Origin of the sequence: Streptomyces sp. MspMP-M5 (assembly GCF_000373585.1) — a bacterium.
Taxonomy (GTDB): Bacteria; Actinomycetota; Actinomycetes; order Streptomycetales; family Streptomycetaceae; genus Streptomyces.
In genome coordinates this window covers 76,732-93,386 of sequence record NZ_KB891855.1, presented here as the reverse complement: position 1 = coordinate 93,386, position 16,655 = coordinate 76,732, and the positions used below count along the sequence as shown (strand labels likewise).

The 16,655-nt window shown below is 75.2% G+C and carries 11 protein-coding genes; 4 read left to right on the top strand and 7 right to left on the bottom strand.

From position 1 onward, the window contains the following. Positions 1 to 45: 45 nt before the first annotated feature. Together asnB and B073_RS0105605 are read right to left on the bottom strand one after the other, a co-directional pair. Positions 46 to 1,896: an asparagine synthase (glutamine-hydrolyzing) gene (gene asnB / locus B073_RS0105610; RefSeq protein WP_018537112.1), complete on the bottom strand. Its 1,851-nt coding sequence runs from the start codon at positions 1,894 to 1,896 to the stop codon at positions 46 to 48. A gap of 161 nt (positions 1,897 to 2,057) precedes the next feature. Further along, positions 2,058 to 2,747 carry a class I SAM-dependent methyltransferase gene (locus B073_RS0105605; RefSeq protein ID WP_018537111.1) on the bottom strand — a complete coding sequence of 230 codons (690 nt, stop codon included), beginning with the start codon at positions 2,745 to 2,747 and terminating at the stop codon, positions 2,058 to 2,060. A 183-nt stretch (positions 2,748 to 2,930) separates the two neighbouring features. Here B073_RS0105605 and B073_RS0105600 point away from each other — a divergent pair, with 183 nt between their 5' ends. Together B073_RS0105600 and B073_RS0105595 are read left to right on the top strand one after the other, a co-directional pair. Further along, on the top strand, positions 2,931 to 5,426 hold the full coding sequence (locus B073_RS0105600; protein WP_018537110.1) for a SpoIIE family protein phosphatase: 2,496 nt from the start codon (positions 2,931 to 2,933) through the stop codon (positions 5,424 to 5,426). Positions 5,427 to 5,784: 358 nt separating this feature from the next. Beyond that, positions 5,785 to 6,714, top strand: coding sequence for a lytic polysaccharide monooxygenase (locus B073_RS0105595; protein WP_018537109.1), 930 nt, complete (start codon positions 5,785 to 5,787; stop codon positions 6,712 to 6,714). Between the two features lie 35 nt (positions 6,715 to 6,749). On the opposite strand, the gene B073_RS0105590 is transcribed toward B073_RS0105595, so the two are convergent. Then, entirely contained in the window at positions 6,750 to 7,217 is a 468-nt protein-coding gene (locus B073_RS0105590) for an Lrp/AsnC family transcriptional regulator (protein WP_018537108.1), read from the bottom strand. An 81-nt stretch (positions 7,218 to 7,298) separates the two neighbouring features. Between B073_RS0105590 and B073_RS0105585 the strand changes: the two genes are divergently transcribed. Beyond that, a complete protein-coding gene (locus B073_RS0105585; RefSeq protein ID WP_051093923.1) occupies positions 7,299 to 8,591 on the top strand; it encodes an APC family permease in 1,293 nt (430 codons plus the stop codon). Positions 8,592 to 8,649: 58 nt separating this feature from the next. On the opposite strand, the gene B073_RS0105580 is transcribed toward B073_RS0105585, so the two are convergent. The 3 genes from B073_RS0105580 to B073_RS0105570 form a co-directional block, all read right to left on the bottom strand. Continuing rightward, positions 8,650 to 9,507, bottom strand: a complete 858-nt coding sequence (locus B073_RS0105580; protein ID WP_018537106.1) for an esterase/lipase family protein — start codon at positions 9,505 to 9,507, stop codon at positions 8,650 to 8,652. A 264-nt stretch (positions 9,508 to 9,771) separates the two neighbouring features. After that, positions 9,772 to 10,851, bottom strand: a complete 1,080-nt coding sequence (locus B073_RS0105575) for a DNA polymerase Y family protein (RefSeq protein WP_018537105.1) — start codon at positions 10,849 to 10,851, stop codon at positions 9,772 to 9,774. Further along, entirely contained in the window at positions 10,848 to 14,402 is a 3,555-nt protein-coding gene (locus tag B073_RS0105570) for a DNA polymerase III subunit alpha (RefSeq protein ID WP_018537104.1), read from the bottom strand. The genes B073_RS0105575 and B073_RS0105570 overlap by 4 nt, the downstream gene beginning before the upstream one ends. Positions 14,403 to 14,589: 187 nt before the next feature. Here B073_RS0105570 and B073_RS0105565 point away from each other — a divergent pair, with 187 nt between their 5' ends. Next, on the top strand, positions 14,590 to 15,663 hold the full coding sequence (locus tag B073_RS0105565; RefSeq protein WP_018537103.1) for a hypothetical protein: 1,074 nt from the start codon (positions 14,590 to 14,592) through the stop codon (positions 15,661 to 15,663). 153 nt (positions 15,664 to 15,816) lie between these two features. Here B073_RS0105565 and B073_RS0105560 read toward each other — a convergent pair whose 3' ends face one another. After that, positions 15,817 to 16,587, bottom strand: a complete 771-nt coding sequence (locus B073_RS0105560; RefSeq protein WP_018537102.1) for an SDR family NAD(P)-dependent oxidoreductase — start codon at positions 16,585 to 16,587, stop codon at positions 15,817 to 15,819. Positions 16,588 to 16,655: the final 68 nt, after the last annotated feature.

Below are 16,655 nucleotides of genomic sequence, written 5' to 3'. Positions count from 1 at the left end.
GTGCGCCAGGAGCGGCCACCGTGCCCGGGGGCCGGGCGGGAAGCCCTACAGCTCCAGGATGGTGCCGGTGGTGCGCAGCCAGGCATCCATGCCCAGGACGAGTTCGGCGCCGGGGCGGATGTCGTGGTCGGCGCCGGGGGCGATGGCCTCGGCGAGCGCCCCGGAGTCCACCAGCGGGCGGACGGGGGCGTCGCGGTCGGCGGCCAGCTCCCGCAGCTCGCCGCGGAGCGCCTCGCCGTAGCCGGGGTCCTGGGTGCTGGGATAGGGGCTCTTGACGCGGTCGGCGACCAGGTCGGGCAGCACGTCGCGGGCGGCGGCGCGCAGCAGGGACTTCTCCCGGCCGTCGAACGTCTTCATCGCCCAGGGGGTGTTGAAGACGTAGTCGACCAGACGGTGGTCGCAGAACGGGACCCGGACCTCCAGACCGACGGCCATGCTGGCGCGGTCCTTGCGGTCCAGCAGGACCTGCACGAAGCGGGTCAGGTGCAGATAGCTGACCTCGCGCATCCGGCGCTGATGGCCGGTGTCGCCGTCCAGGTAGGGGACTTCGGCGAGCGCCTCGCGGTAGCGGCGGTGCTCGTAGCCGGGCAGGTCGATCCGCTTGAGCAGGGCGCGGTCGAGCAGCGCCTCACGGACCGCGTCGCCGCCGGCGAACCGGCCGGAGACACCCGCGGCGATCCAGGGGAAGGTGTCGGCGTGCACCGTCTCCGGGTCGTGGAACCAGCGGTAGCCGCCGAAGACCTCGTCCGCGGACTCGCCGGAGAGGGCGACCGTGGACTGCTCGCGGACCGCCTTGAACAGCAGGTAGAGCGAGGTGTCGCCGTCGCCGAAGCCGTTGGGCAGGTCGCGGGCGGCGAGCACCGCGGCACGGTGGGCCGGGTCCATCAGGGCCGCGGTGTCCAGCACGATGTCGTGGTGGTCGGAACCGACGTGCTCGGCCAGCGCGTGCGCGTACGGGCCGTCGGGCGTGCCGCGCAGGTCGTCGGGGGTGAAGTTCTCGGTGTAGCCGGTGAAGTCGACGGCGAACGAGCGGACCGGGCCGCTGCCCTGGGCCGCCAGTGCCTTGGCGGAGAGCGCGGTGATGGCCGAGGAGTCCAGGCCGCCGGAGAGCAGGGTGCACAGCGGGACGTCGGCGATCAGCTGGCGGGCGACGATGTCGTCGAGCAGTTCGCGGATGCGGGCGACGGTGGTGTCGAGGTCGTCGGTGTGCTCCCGGGCCTCAAGCGCCCAGTAGCGGCTGACGTGGACGCCGTTGCGGTCGACCCGGACGACGTGGCCGGGACGGACCTCGTGCAGGCCCTTGTAGACGCCGTGGCCGGGCGTCTTGGTGAAGGTGATCAGCTCGGCCAGGCCCTCGGCGTCGACGGCGGGGCGGACCTCCGGGTGGGCGTGCACCGCCTTGGGCTCGGAGCCGAACAGGACGCCGTCGCGGGTCGGGTGGTAGAAGAGCGGCTTGATGCCCATCCGGTCGCGGACCAGCAGGAGTTGCTCGGTGCGCGGGTCCCAGAGCGCGAAGGCGTACATGCCGTTGAGGCGCTCGGCGAACGCCTCGCCCCACTGGAGGTAGGCGTGCAGCACGACCTCGGTGTCGCTGCTGGTCCGGAAGGTGTGGCCCAGCTTCTCCAGTTCGGCGCGGAGTTCGCGGTAGTTGTAGACCTCGCCGCTGTAGGTCGTGACGACCAGGGTGCGGCCGTCCTGCTCGACGCTCATCGGCTGCTTGCCGCCGTCGATGTCGATGACGGCGAGCCGGCGGTGGCCGAACGCGGCGTGCGGGGCGAGCCAGCTGCCGCCGGCGTCCGGGCCGCGGCAGGTCATCGTCGCGGTCATCGCGTCGAGGACGGGGCGCTGGGTGGTGAGGTCGTGGTCGTAGGAGATCCATCCGGTGATTCCGCACATGCCTGCGGCTCCTCCTTCGGGTACGGCGAGCCGCCCGCCTTCGCGGCGGCGGCCTGCGCGATCACCGTACGCCCGGATAGTTGCAGCGGCCACCTATACATGCGGGCCACCGTCCGGAATGAGCCAGGAGGGCAACGAGCGGCCGCTCGTGCCCCTCCCCCTCAGCCCGCGCCCGCCCCGGGACGGGCGCGGCCCTCCGCCTGCTCGGCGGCGGGCGCCACGTGGACGAGCAGCGCATAGCGTTCGTCGTGCACCTCGCGGCCCCATAGTGCCGGGTCGTCGGAGAGGGGTATCAGCTCCGTGCCGGTCGCCAACGGGGCGGTCAGTGCGGTGAGTTCGGCGGCGGTCAGGCCCATCTGGGCGGACTCGCCCCAGCGGCCCTCCACCAGCACCAGCCGGCCGCCGGGGACGAGCAGGGCCGCCCAGCGGCGCAGGGCGGCGGCCGGGTCGGGCAGCGCCCACAGCAGATGGCGCACCAGGACGGCGTCGAACCGCCGCTCCCCCACGGGCGGTTGGGCGGCGTCGCCGACGGCGAGCGTGGCGGCCCGGCCGGCGAGCTTCCGCCGGGCGTGGGCCAGCATGGCCGGTGAGCGGTCGACGCCGGTGACCCGGTGGCCCGCTTCGGCGGCGAGCAGGGCCAGGCTGCCGGTGCCGCAGCCGAGGTCGAGGACGGCGGAGGGGGCGGGCGGCAGCCAGGCCCGCAGCCGGCCGGCCCAGGCGGCGCGGACGGACGGGTCGCGCAGGCCGTGGTCGGGCTCGTCGTCGTAGGTCGCGGCGGCGGCCTGCCAGTAGGCAGCGGTCGCGTCGGGCAGGGGTCCGGCCGGCGGTGCGGAGGATGCTTCGAGGCTCATGTCGTCAGGGTGCCAGGCGGCACTGACAACCGCCGGTGAGCTGCGCGGACGGCCCGGCGGCGGGGCCCGCGGGCAAGCGCCCCGGGAGGTTCCGGGAGTACCGTTGGAGGGGCTGGTGGTGCGCGGCGGCGACCGGCGGCAGGGGCCGTCGCGGGGCCGGAGCCGGCATTGGAACGGTCGTGTATGAGTGCCTCCCCGAGCAGCGGCGGCCCCGGAGACGGGGCCCTCGACCTCACCCGGACCGCCGTGGTGCTGGCCGATCGGACGGGAGTGGTACGGGGCTGGACGGCCGGCGCCGAGCGGCTGCTCGGCCCTCGGGTGTCCGGCGCCGCCGGCCGCCCGCTGGCGGAGCTGTTCGCGGCGGCGGACGCCCGGACCGCGGTCGGTGAGGGGGTCTGGCGGGAGCGGCTCGCGGCGGAGGGCGGCTGGAGCGGGCTGGCCGCGGTGCGCGACGGCGCCGGCCGACGGCTCGACCTGGAGGTGCGGGTGCTGCCGGTGCTGGCCGGCCGGGAGCCGTCCGCGCGCCTGGTGTTGGCCGCCGAGACGGCCCGTACGCCCTGGGCGGGGGCGGGCCGGTCGCTGCTGAACGGCATCCTCGGGATGTCGCCGATCGGGGTGGCGATGCTCGACCGCGAGCTGCGGTACGTGTGGCTGAACGACACCCTGGAGCGGATGGGCGGCACCTCCCGCGCCGCGCGGGTGGGGAAGCGGCTGGGCGAGGTGCTGCCGGGCCTGGCGGTGGACTCCCTGGAGGCCGAGATGGGGCGGGTGCTGCGGACCGGCGTGCCCTCCCTCGGTTACGAGTACCTCGGCCGCCCGGAGTCCGATCCGCAGCACGAGCACGCCTACTCGACGTCCTTCTTCCGGTTGCAGGACGAGGACGGCCAGGTGCTCGGCATCTGCTACATGGTCGTCGACGTCACCGAGAGCTACCGCGCCCGGCAGCGGATGGCGCTGCTCAACCGCGCCGGGGAGCGGATCGGCGGTTCCCTGGACGTCTGGCAGACGGCGCAGGAGTTGGCGGACGTGGCCGTTCCGGATCTCGCCGACTTCGTCACCGTCGATCTGCTCGACGCGATGTTCACCGGTGCGGAGCCCGCGTCCGGACCGGTCGAGACCGCCGACCTGTTCACCATGCGCCGGGCCGGGCAGCGGTCGGTGCGCGAGGGCTGCCCCGAGGCGGTGGTCGAGATCGGGGAGCGCACCGCCTACCCGCCGTCGGCGCCGGTGGTGCTGAGCCTGACCGAGGGCGAGTCGGTGCTGATCCCGGACCTGGACCTGGACCTGGAGCGGGACGACTGGGCGGCCGACGACCCGGTGCGGACCGGGCGGCTGCGGGCGTTCGGCTGCCACTCGCTGATGGTGGTGCCGCTGCGGGCCCGGGGCAGCTTCCTCGGCGCGGCGGCGTTCGCCCGCTGGCGCCCCACCGGCCCGTTCCAGCCCGACGACCTGGCCCTGGCCGAGGAGTTCGTCACCCGCGCGGCGATCTCCGTCGACAACGCCCGCCGGTACACCCGGGAGCACGCCGCGGCGCTCACCCTGCAGCGTAGCCTGCTGCCGCGCGAGTTGCCCGAGCAGAGCGCGGTGGAGGCGGCGTACCGCTATCTGCCGGCCGACTCGCGGTCCGGGGTGGGCGGCGACTGGTTCGATGTGATCCCGCTGTCCGGGGCGCGGGTGGCGCTGGTGGTCGGCGACGTGGTCGGGCACGGGGTGCACGCCGCGGCCACGATGGGCCGGCTGCGCGCCGCGGTCCAGGCACTGGCCGATCTGGACCTGTCCCCGGAGGAGTTGCTGGCCCACCTGGACGACATGGTCAACCGGGTCGCGCACGACGCGCCCGGCGACGACGGGGTGGTGGGGGCGACCTGCCTGTACGCGGTCTACGACCCGGTGGCCTGCCGCTGCACGCTGGCCCGGGCCGGGCACCCCGCGCCGCTGCTGGTCGGCCCGGCGGGCGGCTGCCAGATGGTGGAGCTGCCGACCGGGCCACCGCTGGGCCTGGGCGGGATGCCCTTCGAGTCCGTCGAACTTCCGCTGCCCGAGGGCAGCTTGCTGGCGCTCTACACCAACGGGCTGCTGCTGGGGAAGGCCCTCGACCCGGACGGCGGGATCAACCGGCTGCGGACCGCGCTGGCCGATCCGCAGGCCCCGCTGGAGGAGCTGTGCGAGCGGGTCGTCAGCACCCTGCCCGGGCCCCGCCCGATGGACGACGTGGCGCTGCTGCTGGCCCGTACCCGGGCCCTGCCGCAGGAGCAGTTGGCGACCTGGGACATCCCGGCGGATCCGTCGGCGGTCGGCGAGGCCCGCCGGGCCGCCCTCGGCCAGCTCGCCCAATGGGGGCTGCCGGGGCTGGAGTTCTCCACCGAACTGATCGTCAGCGAGCTGGTCACCAACGCCATCCGGCACGCCTCGGGGCCGATCGGGCTGCGGATGATCCGGGCGGAGTCGCTGATCTGCGAGGTCTCCGACGGCAGCAGCACCGCACCGCATCTGCGGCACGCCCGGGCGACCGACGAGGGCGGCCGGGGGCTCTTCCTGATCGCCGGGTACGCCCGGCGGTGGGGCGCCCGCTACACCCCGCACGGCAAGTTCATCTGGGCCGAACTCCCGCTGGACGCCGACCCCGACGCCCCGGCGGCGCCGGCGTTCGCCACGTTCGCCGAGGACCTGGAGGAGTGAGTCCGACGTCCCGTCGGCGCCGCTCCCCGACACCGGCCGGTGCACCCGACCGCCCTCCCCGGCCCTCGAACACCCCTTTCCTGTGGCCCCGCTTAGGCGCTCCTTAACGGGACCATAAGGATCCGCCGGATCGGCCGCCGGGGCTCAATTCCACTGTTCAGGGCGGCTAGCGTCGGCTCCGCAAGGCGGGTTCGCGGGCCCGCCGGTGCCGTTCTCCGGGGGCGGCACCGGTCATCGGCACGGGTCCGACCCCCCACCCCGCCTTCCGCCCCGGACGCGCGCGGCGCACCTCCCGCCCCTCGGTGCGCCGCGCGCCCACCCCCACACCCCCACCCCTCCGACGAAGGAGACCCCCACGATGACCGCTGGACGCAAGGCCACCGTGTTCGCGCTGCTCGGCCTCGGCCCGCTGGCGCTCACTGCGCTCACCGCGACCCCGGCCGCCGCGCACGGGTCGATGTCGGACCCGGTCAGCCGGGTCGCGGCCTGCTACGCGGAGGGCCCCGAACACCCCACCTCCGCCGCGTGCAAGGCCGCCGTGCAGGCCGGCGGCGCCCAGGCGCTCTACGACTGGAACGCGGTCCGGGACGGCAACGCCGGCGGCAGGTCGAAGGAGCGGATCCCCGACGGCAAGCTGTGCAGCGCCGGCAACGACGAGTACAAGGGGCTCGACCTGGCGCGCGCCGACTGGCCGTCCACCCCGATGAAGGCCGGCCGGCACACCTTCCACTACAAGGCGACCGCCCCGCACAAGGGCACCTTCGAGCTGTACCTCACCAAGGACGGCTACGACCCGGCGAAGCCGCTGAAGTGGTCCGACCTGGAGGCCCGGCCGTTCGCGAAGGTCACCGATCCGGCGCTGACCAACGGCAGTTACGTCTTCGACGGCACGGTGCCCGCCCGGTCCGGCCGCCACCTGATCTACAGCATCTGGCAGCGCTCGGACAGCCCGGAAGCCTTCTACACCTGCTCCGACGTGGTCTTCGGCAAGGCCGGCCGCGGGGCCGCGGCAGCGTCCGCGCCGACGGCGGCCGCGCCGACCGACCGTCAGATCGCGGCCGGCGCCGGCCGGTCCTCGATGGACATGGGCCACCACGGCCACGCCATGGGCGCCGCCGGCGGCGCGCACCCGGACGGCGCGTCGGTGCCGGTCGGCGGGAAGCACCTGGCCGAGACCGGCGGCGACGGCTCGACCGTCCCGCTGGCCGTCGGGGGCGCCGCGGTGCTCGCGCTGGGCGCCGGGGTGCTGTTCGCGGCCGCCCGCCGCAGGGCCGCCCGCCAGGGCTGAGCCGCCCGCCCGCCGCTGCCGCCCGGCCGGTCCCGTCAGGGCCGCCCGGGCGGCAGCGGCTCGACGATGTCGTTGGCGACGTGCTGGTAGATCACCGAGCTGCGGCAGTCGACGACCTCGCGGCGCTTGAAGATCCGGTCCATCAGCAGGGCGTGCAGCTTGTCCACGTCCGGCACCGCGACATGCACCAGGAAGTCGTCGCCGCCCGCCACGACATAGACGTTGAGCACCTCGGGCAGGGAGGTCAGGAACGCCTTGAACCGCTCGATCACCTCGCGGTTCATGGGCCGGATGCGGACCGTCAGCAGTGCCTGCACGGGACGGTTGAGGGCCCGCAGGTCCACCGTCGCGCGGTAGCCGGTGATGACGCCGCGGGCGCGCAGCGCGCGGACCCGCTCCAGGCAGGTGGAGGGGGCGATGTCGAGCTTGCCGGCCAGTTCGCGGTTGGTCTGCCGTGCATCGCGCTGCAGTTCCCGGACAATCGCCGAATCAATGTCGTCCATGCCCCCCATGGTGCCGGTCGCCGCCGAATTTCGTTCGGTGAGGGCTCGATCTGATCAACGTTACGGCTAGCGTCTGCGGCTGTGTCCGTACAAGAAACATCTCTCACTGCTTCTGCGCGGCCGGATGTACGGCGGCTGGGTATCGGTGGCGGTACCGCGCTGTGCGCCGGTGCCGTCCTGGGTCCCGGTGTGCTGACGCTGCCGTCGCTGGCCGCCGCCGCGGCCGGTCCCGCCTCCCTGCTGGCCTGGGTCGTCCTGCTGGCCATGTGCGTCCCGGTGGCCGCGTCGTTCGCGGCGCTGGGCGCGCGGTTCCCCGACGGCGGCGGCGTGGCCACGTATGTGCACCGGGCGATCGGGCCGCGGGCCGCAGCGGTGGTCGGGTGGTGGTTCTACGGGGCGGTGCCGCTCGGGGTGGTCTCGGCCGCCTGGATCGGCGGCAAGTACGTGGCGGACGCGGCCGGTTGGGGTGCGGGCGGCGCGGCCGCGGTCGGCGCGGCGGTGCTGGTCGGGTCGCTGGTCTCCAACGCGGTCGGGCTGCGGATGTCGGGCCGGGTGCAGCTGCTGCTCGGCGGGCTGCTGGCGGCGGTGCTGCTGTGCGCGGTGCTGGCGGCCGCGCCGCGGGTGTCCGCGGCGCACTTCACACCGTTCCTGCCGGGCGGCTGGACGTCGGTGGGGTCGGCGGCCTCGGTGCTGTTCTTCGCGTTCGCCGGGTGGGAGGCGGCCAGCCATCTCTCCGGCGAGTTCGCCGACCCGGCGCGGGACCTGCCGCGGGTGACCCGCCGCACGCTCGCCGTGATCACCGTGCTCTACCTGGGCCTGGCGGTCACCACCATCGGGGCGCTGGGCCCGGCCGCCGCCCGGACCGACACGCCGCTGACCGCGCTGCTCGCGCAGAGCGTGGGGACCGCCGCCCGCCCGGTGGCGGCCGCGGCGGCGCTGTTCCTCACCTTCGGGGCGGTCAACTCGTATCTGGCCGGGGCCTCCCGGCTCGGCGCTGCGCTCGGCCGGGACGGGGCGGCGCCCCGCTGGCTGGCCAAGGGCGGCGAGCCGGGCGAGGTGCCGCGCCGGTCGCTGGCGGTGCTCGGCGTGGTGGCCGCGGCGCTGGCGGTGCCAGCCGCGTCCGGCACCGCCGACCTGGACCTGCTGATGCGGGCCACCGCCACCTGCCTGGCCGCGGTGACCCTGGCGGGGCTGGCCGCCGCGCTGGTGCTGCTGCCGCGCCGCACCCCGCTGTGGTGGGGCGGGCTGGCCAGTGTCCTGCTGACCGCGGGGGTGCTCGCCTTCTCCGGGTGGCTGCTGCTGATCCCGGTGGTGCTGGCGGGCGCGTCCGGTGGTTTTCGGACGCTGCGCAGGACGGGCCGGGGCACCCGCTGAGTCACGGGGCCCCGGCCCGGGCCCCGGCCCGCGCGCCGACCGCGGGCCGGAGCGGCGCTCAGCTCGCGGCGGAGAGGCAGTTGCTCGGAGTGGCGTGGGCCGGGTCGAGCGCGTTGGCCGTCTCGTGGAACGCGATCCGGTCGACGGTCCCGATGGCCACGTGCTCGGAGAGGTCCACCGCGCACAGGTCCTGGAGCCGGACGTTGTGGACGTCGGGGCCGTTGAGGTACCCCGTGGTGTACGGCGTCGCGACCTCGTCGTACTTGGTGGTGATGACGGTGTAGTGGACACCGGGGAGGGTGTCGCCGCCGGCGTTGAGGCGGTTGAGGAGGGCCGATCCGACGGCCTGGTCGGTCAGGCCCTGGGCGTGCTCGTCGATGTACTTCCGGGCGCCCGGGAAGAGGTCCAGCAGCTTGGTCAGGCCACTTAGGGTGGTGCCGTGGTTGGTGGGGGCCAGCCCCACCAGCGTGTCCACCTTGTCCGCGCCGCCGTGGAACTTCATGTAGACCCGCGACATCATGGCGCCCTGCGAGTGCCCGACGATGTCGACCTTGGCCGCGCCGGTCGCGGACCGCACCTGGTCGACGTAGACGGCGAGTTGCCGTGCCGACGCGTCCACCGGGCCGAGCCCGTGGAAGAGCGGGACTCCGGGCAGTTGGCCGTAGTCCAGGGAGAAGACGCAGTAGCCGCGGGCCACCAAGTAGGGCGCGAGCCCTAACCAGTTGTCGACGGAGTTGCCGAGTGTTCCGTGGGCGAGGACGACCGGGCGGGGGTGGGCGGCGGAGGGCTTGCACGAGAGGTCGTTCCATCCGCTGCTCACGGTGGGGGCCGCGGCCGCGGGAGTTGCCGTGGCGAGACCTATGACCAGGGCGGACGCCGGGAGTACGGCGCGCAGTCTCGGCCAGCGCAGCTTCATAGGGTGCTCCTTGCGAGGGTGAGGGGGCTCCGAAGTGCTCGGTGAGCCGTTCAGCTGCGATCCGGATCGCAAGGGCCGACTTGTGAACTGACGGTTAAGTTACGGGCGGGTAAGCAGGGTGTACCAGCGGTATGACGGTGAAGGAAGCACTACACGATCCACACCGCACAGCCGGGTGCGCAACAGCGGTTGCGTGCAGGGGAGACGATGCCCCGGAGCGCCGGCGGAATCGCGTGGTCACGTGGCGCGGTGACGCGGAGCGCCCTAAGCCCGGCGGCGCGGCCGGGTCGGTCCAGGGGCCGGGGCCGGCCCGAACGCTCCGGCGGGGCGTATCGCCGCGGTGCCGAAGCGGGCGCGGGCGCGGTCGACGGCCGCCTCGACGCGGTGGGCCTTGTCGTCGGCGGCGTCGAACGTCAGCTGGCGGGCGGCGTGTTCGGCCCGGCACAGGTCATCAGCCCGCAGGGCCAGGGCGCGCACCCGGGCCCGCTGGAGGCCGAGGGCGGTGTGCAGCGCGTAGGCGGCCGCGGTCAGCGCGGGGCCGTGCGCGGTCGGCGTGTCCAGCCGGCGGGTGCGGGTGGTGGTGGAGCGGTCGGCGTAGCGGACGGTGAGGGTGAGGGCGCGGGCCGCCTGTCCGCCGGCCCGCAGCCGGGCGCCGAGTTCGTCGGCGAGCGAGAGCAGCGCCCGGCGGCGCCGGTCGGGGTCCAGTTCGTCGTGGGCGAAGCGGTGTTCGGCGGCGATCGAGCGGGCGGCCGCGTTGGGGGTGACGGGGGTGGGGTCGATGCCGCGGGCGCGCTCGGAGACCGCCCGGCCGGCCCGGGCGCCCAGGATCCGCTGGAGGGTGGCGGGCGGCGCGGCGGCGATCTTGCCGACGCTGTCGAGCCCGTAGGCGGACAGCGCGCGGGCGGCCGCCGGTCCGACGCCGTACAGCGCGGAGGCCGGGCGGCGGTCGAGGAAGGCGGCGACCGACCGCGGGTCGGCGGGCACCGAGCCGATCCCGCCGGGCGGGGCGTCCTGGGCCGCGATCCGGGCGAGCTGCGGGTTGCCGCCGACGCCGATGGTGCACCGCACGCCGTGCCAGGCCAGTGCGCGCAGCCGGATCAGCGCGGCGATGCCCGCGGCGTCACGGTCGAAGTAGCGCAGCGCGCCGCGGACGTCGGCGAGCGCGGCGTCCGGCGGCAGCGCCTGGACGACCGGGGTGAACTGGCCCAGCAGGCCGAGAAGTTGCTCGTACCGGCGGGCGCTCACCGGCTCGCCGGCGGCGGTCCGGAAGCGGACGTACAGCGTGCCGGGCGGCCGCCGGGCGCCGGCCGGGGGTGGCGGGACGGGCGGGGCCTTGGGGGTCATCCGGCGCTCCCGGGGCTGGCGTGCCACAACTTGCGGCCGGTGGCGGCGCGTTCGCCGGGCGGCTGGAGGTCGGCCCACGGGTGCAGCTCGTAGCCGGTCTCCAGGCGGATGGTGCGGCCGGGGCCGGTCCCGGCCGCCTCGGCGGGCTCCGGCGCGGGCTCGCCGGCGGCGCCGTCCCGGGGCGCGCGCTCCGGGGACGCAGCAAGGGGCGCGGCGCCAGCCGCTCCGGTGGAGCCGGTGCTTGCACCGGAGAGCTGGGCGGTGACCGCCTCCAGGCCGCCGGTGCGGCGGAGTTCGGCCAGTTCGGCGAGGTTCCAGGCGGCGCTGCCGACCACGCTGAGGCTGCGCGGGCCGCGCCGCTGGACCGTGCCGCGCACCAGCAGCAGCCACGAGTGGAAGACGGTGCGGGCGCAGCTCTCGTGGCTGTCGTCGAAGAAGGCGCAGTCGACCAGGCCGGTGCTGTCGTCGAGGGTGGTGAAGATGACCCGGCGGCCGGAGCGGATCGGCGGCGTCTGGGTGGCCGCCTTGGCGCCGGCGACCAGCACCGTCTCGCCGTGCCGGACGTCCCGCAGCCGCCGGGCCGGCACCGCGCCCAGCTCGGTGAGGAACGCGCCGTGGTCGGCCATCAGATGGCGGGAGGCGTCCATGCCGAGGACGCCCAGTTCGGCGCTGAGCCGTTCCACGTCGGTGAGGTCGGGCAGGCCGGCCGGCTCGACCGGTTCGGTGCCCTCCTCCCCGTCCGTGTGGAGCGTCAACTGCCCGGCGGGGGCGCTGCGTCCGTGGTGGTGCAGTTCGGCGAGGTGCAGCAGCAGGTCACGCCGGTTGGCGCCGAAGGCGTCCAACGCGCCGACCCGGGCGAGGCGTTCGGCCACCGGGCGGCTGGGGCGGGCTCGCTGCCAGAGGTCCTGGAGCGAGCGGTAGGGCTGCCCGTCCACGATCCGCCGGGCCTCGGCCTGGCTGATTCCGTGCACGTCGGAGAGGGCCAGCCGCAGTCCCCAGGCGTCCGGAGCACCCTCCCGACCGGACACCAGTTCGATCCGGTGGGCGACCACCGACCGGTTCACGTCCAGCGGCAGCACCGGCACCCCGCGCCGCCGGGCGTCCGCGAGCAGCAGCCGCTTGGGGTACATCCCGGGGTCGTGGGTGAGCAGCCCGGCGTAGAAGGCCGCCGGGTGGTGCGCCTTGAGCCAGGCGGACTGGTAGGTGGGCACCGCGAACGCGACGGCGTGCGCCTTGCAGAAGCCGTAGGCGCCGAACGCCTCGACGATCTCCCAGGTGCGCGCGACGACGTCGGGCGGGTAACCGCGGGCGGCGGTCCGCCCGGCGAACCAGGCGCGCACCTCGGCCTGCTTCTCCGGGTCGGCCAGGGCCCGCCGCCGCTCGTCCGCCTCGTCCCGGCGGCATCCGGTCATGATCCGCAGGATCTCGATGACCTGCTCGTGGAAGACCACCACCCCGTAGGTCTCGCGCAGCGGTTCCTCCAGGTCGGAGTGCGGGTAGCGGATGGGGCTGCGGCCGTGCCGGGCGTCGATGAAGGGGCGCACCATGTCGGCGGCGACCGGGCCCGGCCGGAAGAGGGAGATGTCGACGACCAGGTCGTGGAAGGTGGCGGGCTGGAGCCGGCCGACCAGGTCGCGCTGGCCGGGCGACTCGATCTGGAAGCAGCCCAGCGTCTCGGTCGAGCGGATCAGGCCGTAGGTGGCCGGGTCGCCGGGCGGCACCTGCGCCGGGTCGTCCAGGTCGAGGCGGGCGCCGGTGGCCCGGCCGATCTCGGCGACCGCGTGCGCCATCGCGGACTGCATCCGCACGCCCAGCACATCGAGCTTGAGCAGCCCCAGGTCCTCCACGTCGTCCTTGTCGAACTGGGACATCGGGAACCCCTCGCCGCTGGTGGGCACGACGGGGGTGCGGTCCAGCAGCGTGGCGTCGGAGAGCAGCACCCCGCACGGGTGCATGGCGATCCCGCGGGGCAGCGCGTCCAGCGCCTCGACCAGCCCCCACAGCCGTTCGTCGGCGCCCTCCCGCACCCCGCGCAGCTCGGGCAGTTCGGCCAGCGCGGCGCGGGCGTCCCGGGCCCGGATGTGCGGGAACGCCTTGGCGAGCCGGTCCACCCGCGCCGGGTCCATGCCGAGGGCGGCGCCCACGTCCCGTACGGCGTGCCGGACGCGGTAGGTCTCGGGCATCGAGACGGTCGCCACCCGCGCGGCGCCGAAGCGGTCGAAGATCGCGTGGTAGACCTCCAGCCGGCGGGCCGACTCGACGTCGATGTCGATGTCCGGCAGCGCGGCCCGCCGCTCGGACAGGAACCGCTCCATCAGCAGCCCGTGCTCGACCGGGTCGGCGTGGGCGATGCCGAGAAGGTGGTTGACCAGCGAGCCGGCACCGGAGCCGCGGGCCGCGACACGGATGCCCCGCTCCCTGATGTCCGCCACGACCTGAGAGACCGTCAGGAAGTACGAGGGGAAGCCGAGCCGCTCGATGGTGCGCAGCTCCTCGTGCAGCCGCGCCCAGCGCTCCCGGTCGCGGTCGTAGCCGCGCAGCACCATCGCGGCGGCGCAGCGGGAGCGCAGCACCCGGGCGGCGGTGCGGTGCTCCGCGCCGACCAGCCGGGGCTCGGGGAAGTGGATGCGGCCCAGCCCGATGTCGCCCCGCGGGTCCACCCGGCACTCCCCCGCGGTCTCCTCGGTCATGGCGAGCAGCCGGTGGGCGAGGCCGCGCCGGAAGCCGGCCGCCTCGGCGATCCGCTCGGCGGCGGCGGCCATCGCGGCGGTGTCCTTGAGCCAGCGTTCGCCGCTGTCCCAGGTCTCGGGACGGCGGCGGTCCACCGGCACCAGGCGGCGGGCGGAGTCCAGGACGTCGGCGACCGGGCCCTGGCCGGGGTCGGCGTAGCGGACCGCGTTGGTCAGGACGGCGCGGACGCCCTGGTCGACGGCGAAGCCGAGGGTGCGGGCGGCCAGCTGCAGGGAGCCGGGGCCGCTGCCGGGGCGGCCGTGGTCGACGGCCTCCAGACGCAGCGCGTCGCCGTACCGCTCGCGCCAGGGGGCGAGGAGCCGTGCGGCGCGGTCCGGCCGGCCGGCGGCCAGCGCCCGGCCGACCTCGGAGTCCGGCCCGAGCAGCACGGTCAGCCCGTCCGTGGCGGATTCCAGGGCGCCTTGGGGAAGTACGGGCTGCTCGCCCCGCGCCGCGTGGGCGGCCGAGACCAGCCGGCACAGGGCGGCCCAGCCGGCGGCGCCGTCCCGGGCCAGGAAGACGACCCGGGCGGCGGACTCGTCGAGGAAGGCGCCGCCGCGCACCGGGGTGCGGGGGCGGGCGGTGGGCCGGGGCGCCGGTTCCCGTTCGGCCACGGCGAGTTCGGTGCCGAACAGCGGGCGGATGCCGGCCTCGGCGGCGGCCTTGGCGAACCGCACGGCGCCGGCGAGCCCGTCCCGGTCGGTCAGCGCGAGGGCGTCCAGCCCGCGCTCGGCGGCGCGCTCGGCCAGCCGCTCCGGGTGGGAGGCGCCGTAGCGCAGCGAGAAGCCCGAAGCGGTGTGCAGATGCGTGAACCCGGGCATCCGCACCTCCTGCACCTCATACGCCCCCCGGCTGTATTCGCGTCCCTTGTTTCACTTCCCTCCACCATAACGCTTCTTCGAACATCCGTACGAACACACGCCCGGGGGCCACTCCGACCGGGATATATCGCCTCAAAGGGATATAAAAACCCCTGAAAGATCTACGGATTCCGGAACGGAGCGGCGCATGGCCACGACCGACGACGGCAGGCCCCTCACCTTCGTCGAGGAGGTGCGGAGCGCCGTGACGACCCGCGCGGCACTCCTGGTGATCGGGGTGCTGGGCCTGATGGTCGCGTTCATCACGTCGTACGCCGGCGCCTTCCACCACCCGAAGCCGGACCGGGTGCCGCTCGCCGTGGTCGCCCCCGCCCAGGTCCGCGGCGAGCTGGTGCACAAGCTCGACCGGCTCCCGGGCGCACCGCTGGACCCGAGCCCGGCCGCCTCCGAGCAGGACGCCCGGCGCCGGATCGGGGACCGCACCCGCGACGCCGCGCTGCTGGTCGATCCGCGCGGCACCACCGACCGGCTGCTGGTCGCCGGCGGCGGCGGTGCCTCGCTGGCGCAGGCGGTCGAGGCGGTGGTGACGGCGGCCGAGAAGCAACAGGGGCGGACCGTGCGCACCGAGGACGTGGTCCCGGCCGACCCCGGCGACGGCCGCAGCCTGTCGTCCTTCTACCTCGTCGTGGGGTGGTGCGTGGGCGGCTATCTGTGCGCCGCGATCCTGGCGATCAGCGCCGGGGCCCGCCCGGCCAACCGCCCGCGGGCGGTCATCCGGCTGGCCGCGCTGGCGCTCTACGCGATCGCCGCCGGGCTGGCCGGGGCGATCGTGGTCGGCCCGGTGCTCGGCGCGCTGCCCGGCAGCCTCTTCGGGCTGTGGGGGCTGGGCGCGCTGACCGTCTTCGCGGTGGGCGCCACCACCCTGGCCTTCCAGGGTCTGCTCGGCATCATCGGCATCGGCCTGGCGATCCTGGTGATCGTGGTGTTCGGCAACCCGAGCGCGGGCGGCGCCTATCCGTATCCGCTGCTGCCGCCGTTCTGGCGGGCGATCGGGCCCGCGCTGCCGCCGGGCGCCGGCACCTGGGCGGCCCGCTCGATCGCCTACTTCCGGGGCCGGGCGCTGACCGGGCCGCTGCTGGTGCTCTCCGCCTGGGCAGTGGGCGGCGCGCTGGTCACCGTCGTCCTGGCCACGCTGCACCGGACGGCCGACGACCGGGCCGGCGGCGGGCCGACCGGCGACGCCGGGAGCCTGCCGGCCTGACCCCGGACACCCGGTACGACGAGAAGCGCCCCGCACCTGCCACGCCCCTCCCGACGCGGCACGCGCGAGGCGCCGTCCCCATTCTCGCGGTCTTCGGCCCGGCCCGCGGGCAAACCCCCGCGGAACCGTCGATTCCCGGCCGCCGTCGGTCCGTCACATGTGCGTACCGCCGTCGATCCGGATCTCGGTGCCGGTGATGAACGCGCCGTCCTCCGAGGCGAGCATCGCGATCACGCCGGCGACGGTCTCCGGGCCGGCGAAGCCCTGCCCGATGGCCGGGGCGAGCTTGGCGAACAGGCTCATGTCGGCGTCCTCGGGCAGCCCCGGACCGCGGCCGGTGGTCATGTTGCTGGCGATGGAGCCCGGCGCCACGCACACCGCGCGCAGCCCCTGCCTGCTGTACTCGGCGGCGATGGCGTGGGTCATCGACTGGATGCCGCCCTTGCTCGCCGCGTACGCCGCCATGTACGGGTGGGCGAACGAGGCCGAGGTGGAGCTGAAGTTGACGATCACCGGCGCCTGCCCCGCCAACAGGGCCGGCAGCGCCTCGCGGATCATCAGAAAGGTGCCGGTCAGGTTGACCGAGACGATCCGCTCGAAGAACTCCAGGGTGGTCGCGTGGGTGTGCGCGGAGCGCAGAATGCCGGCCGCGTTGACCAGCACGTCCAGCCCGCCGAGGCGGTCCACCGCGGCGGCCACGCCGGAGCGCACCGCGGCCTCGTCCGCGATGTCCAGCCGCGCGGTCTCCAGGCGGCCGGCGGTGCCGTCCGCGGCGGCCCGCTCGGCGGTGGCCGCCAGGCCCGCCTCGTCGACGTCCACCGCGACGACCCGGCCGCCCTCGGCGAGGATCCGGTGGGCGGTGGCCTGCCCGATGCCCGAGCCGGCTCCGGTGATCAGTGCGCGGCGTCCGTCAAAGCGGTCCATGGTGCTGCTCCGTTTCGTGAAGTGCCTGGGGGCGTCTAGCACGGTACGCCCACTTGGCACGATGTGTC

Excerpts from the sequence above, each read along its gene's own strand:
- B073_RS0105600 (WP_018537110.1), top strand. The coding sequence starts at position 2,931 with ATGAGTGCCTCCCCGAGCAGCGGCGGCCCCGGAGACGGGGCCCTCGAC.
- B073_RS0105575 (WP_018537105.1), bottom strand. The coding sequence starts at position 10,851 with ATGACCCCCAAGGCCCCGCCCGTCCCGCCACCCCCGGCCGGCGCCCGG.
- B073_RS0105590 (WP_018537108.1), bottom strand. The coding sequence starts at position 7,217 with ATGGACGACATTGATTCGGCGATTGTCCGGGAACTGCAGCGCGATGCA.
- B073_RS0105580 (WP_018537106.1), bottom strand. The coding sequence starts at position 9,507 with ATGAAGCTGCGCTGGCCGAGACTGCGCGCCGTACTCCCGGCGTCCGCC.
- B073_RS0105595 (WP_018537109.1), top strand. The coding sequence starts at position 5,785 with ATGACCGCTGGACGCAAGGCCACCGTGTTCGCGCTGCTCGGCCTCGGC.
- asnB (WP_018537112.1), bottom strand. The coding sequence starts at position 1,896 with ATGTGCGGAATCACCGGATGGATCTCCTACGACCACGACCTCACCACC.
- B073_RS0105605 (WP_018537111.1), bottom strand. The coding sequence starts at position 2,747 with ATGAGCCTCGAAGCATCCTCCGCACCGCCGGCCGGACCCCTGCCCGAC.
- B073_RS0105560 (WP_018537102.1), bottom strand. The coding sequence starts at position 16,587 with ATGGACCGCTTTGACGGACGCCGCGCACTGATCACCGGAGCCGGCTCG.
- B073_RS0105565 (WP_018537103.1), top strand. The coding sequence starts at position 14,590 with ATGGCCACGACCGACGACGGCAGGCCCCTCACCTTCGTCGAGGAGGTG.
- B073_RS0105570 (WP_018537104.1), bottom strand. The coding sequence starts at position 14,402 with ATGCCCGGGTTCACGCATCTGCACACCGCTTCGGGCTTCTCGCTGCGC.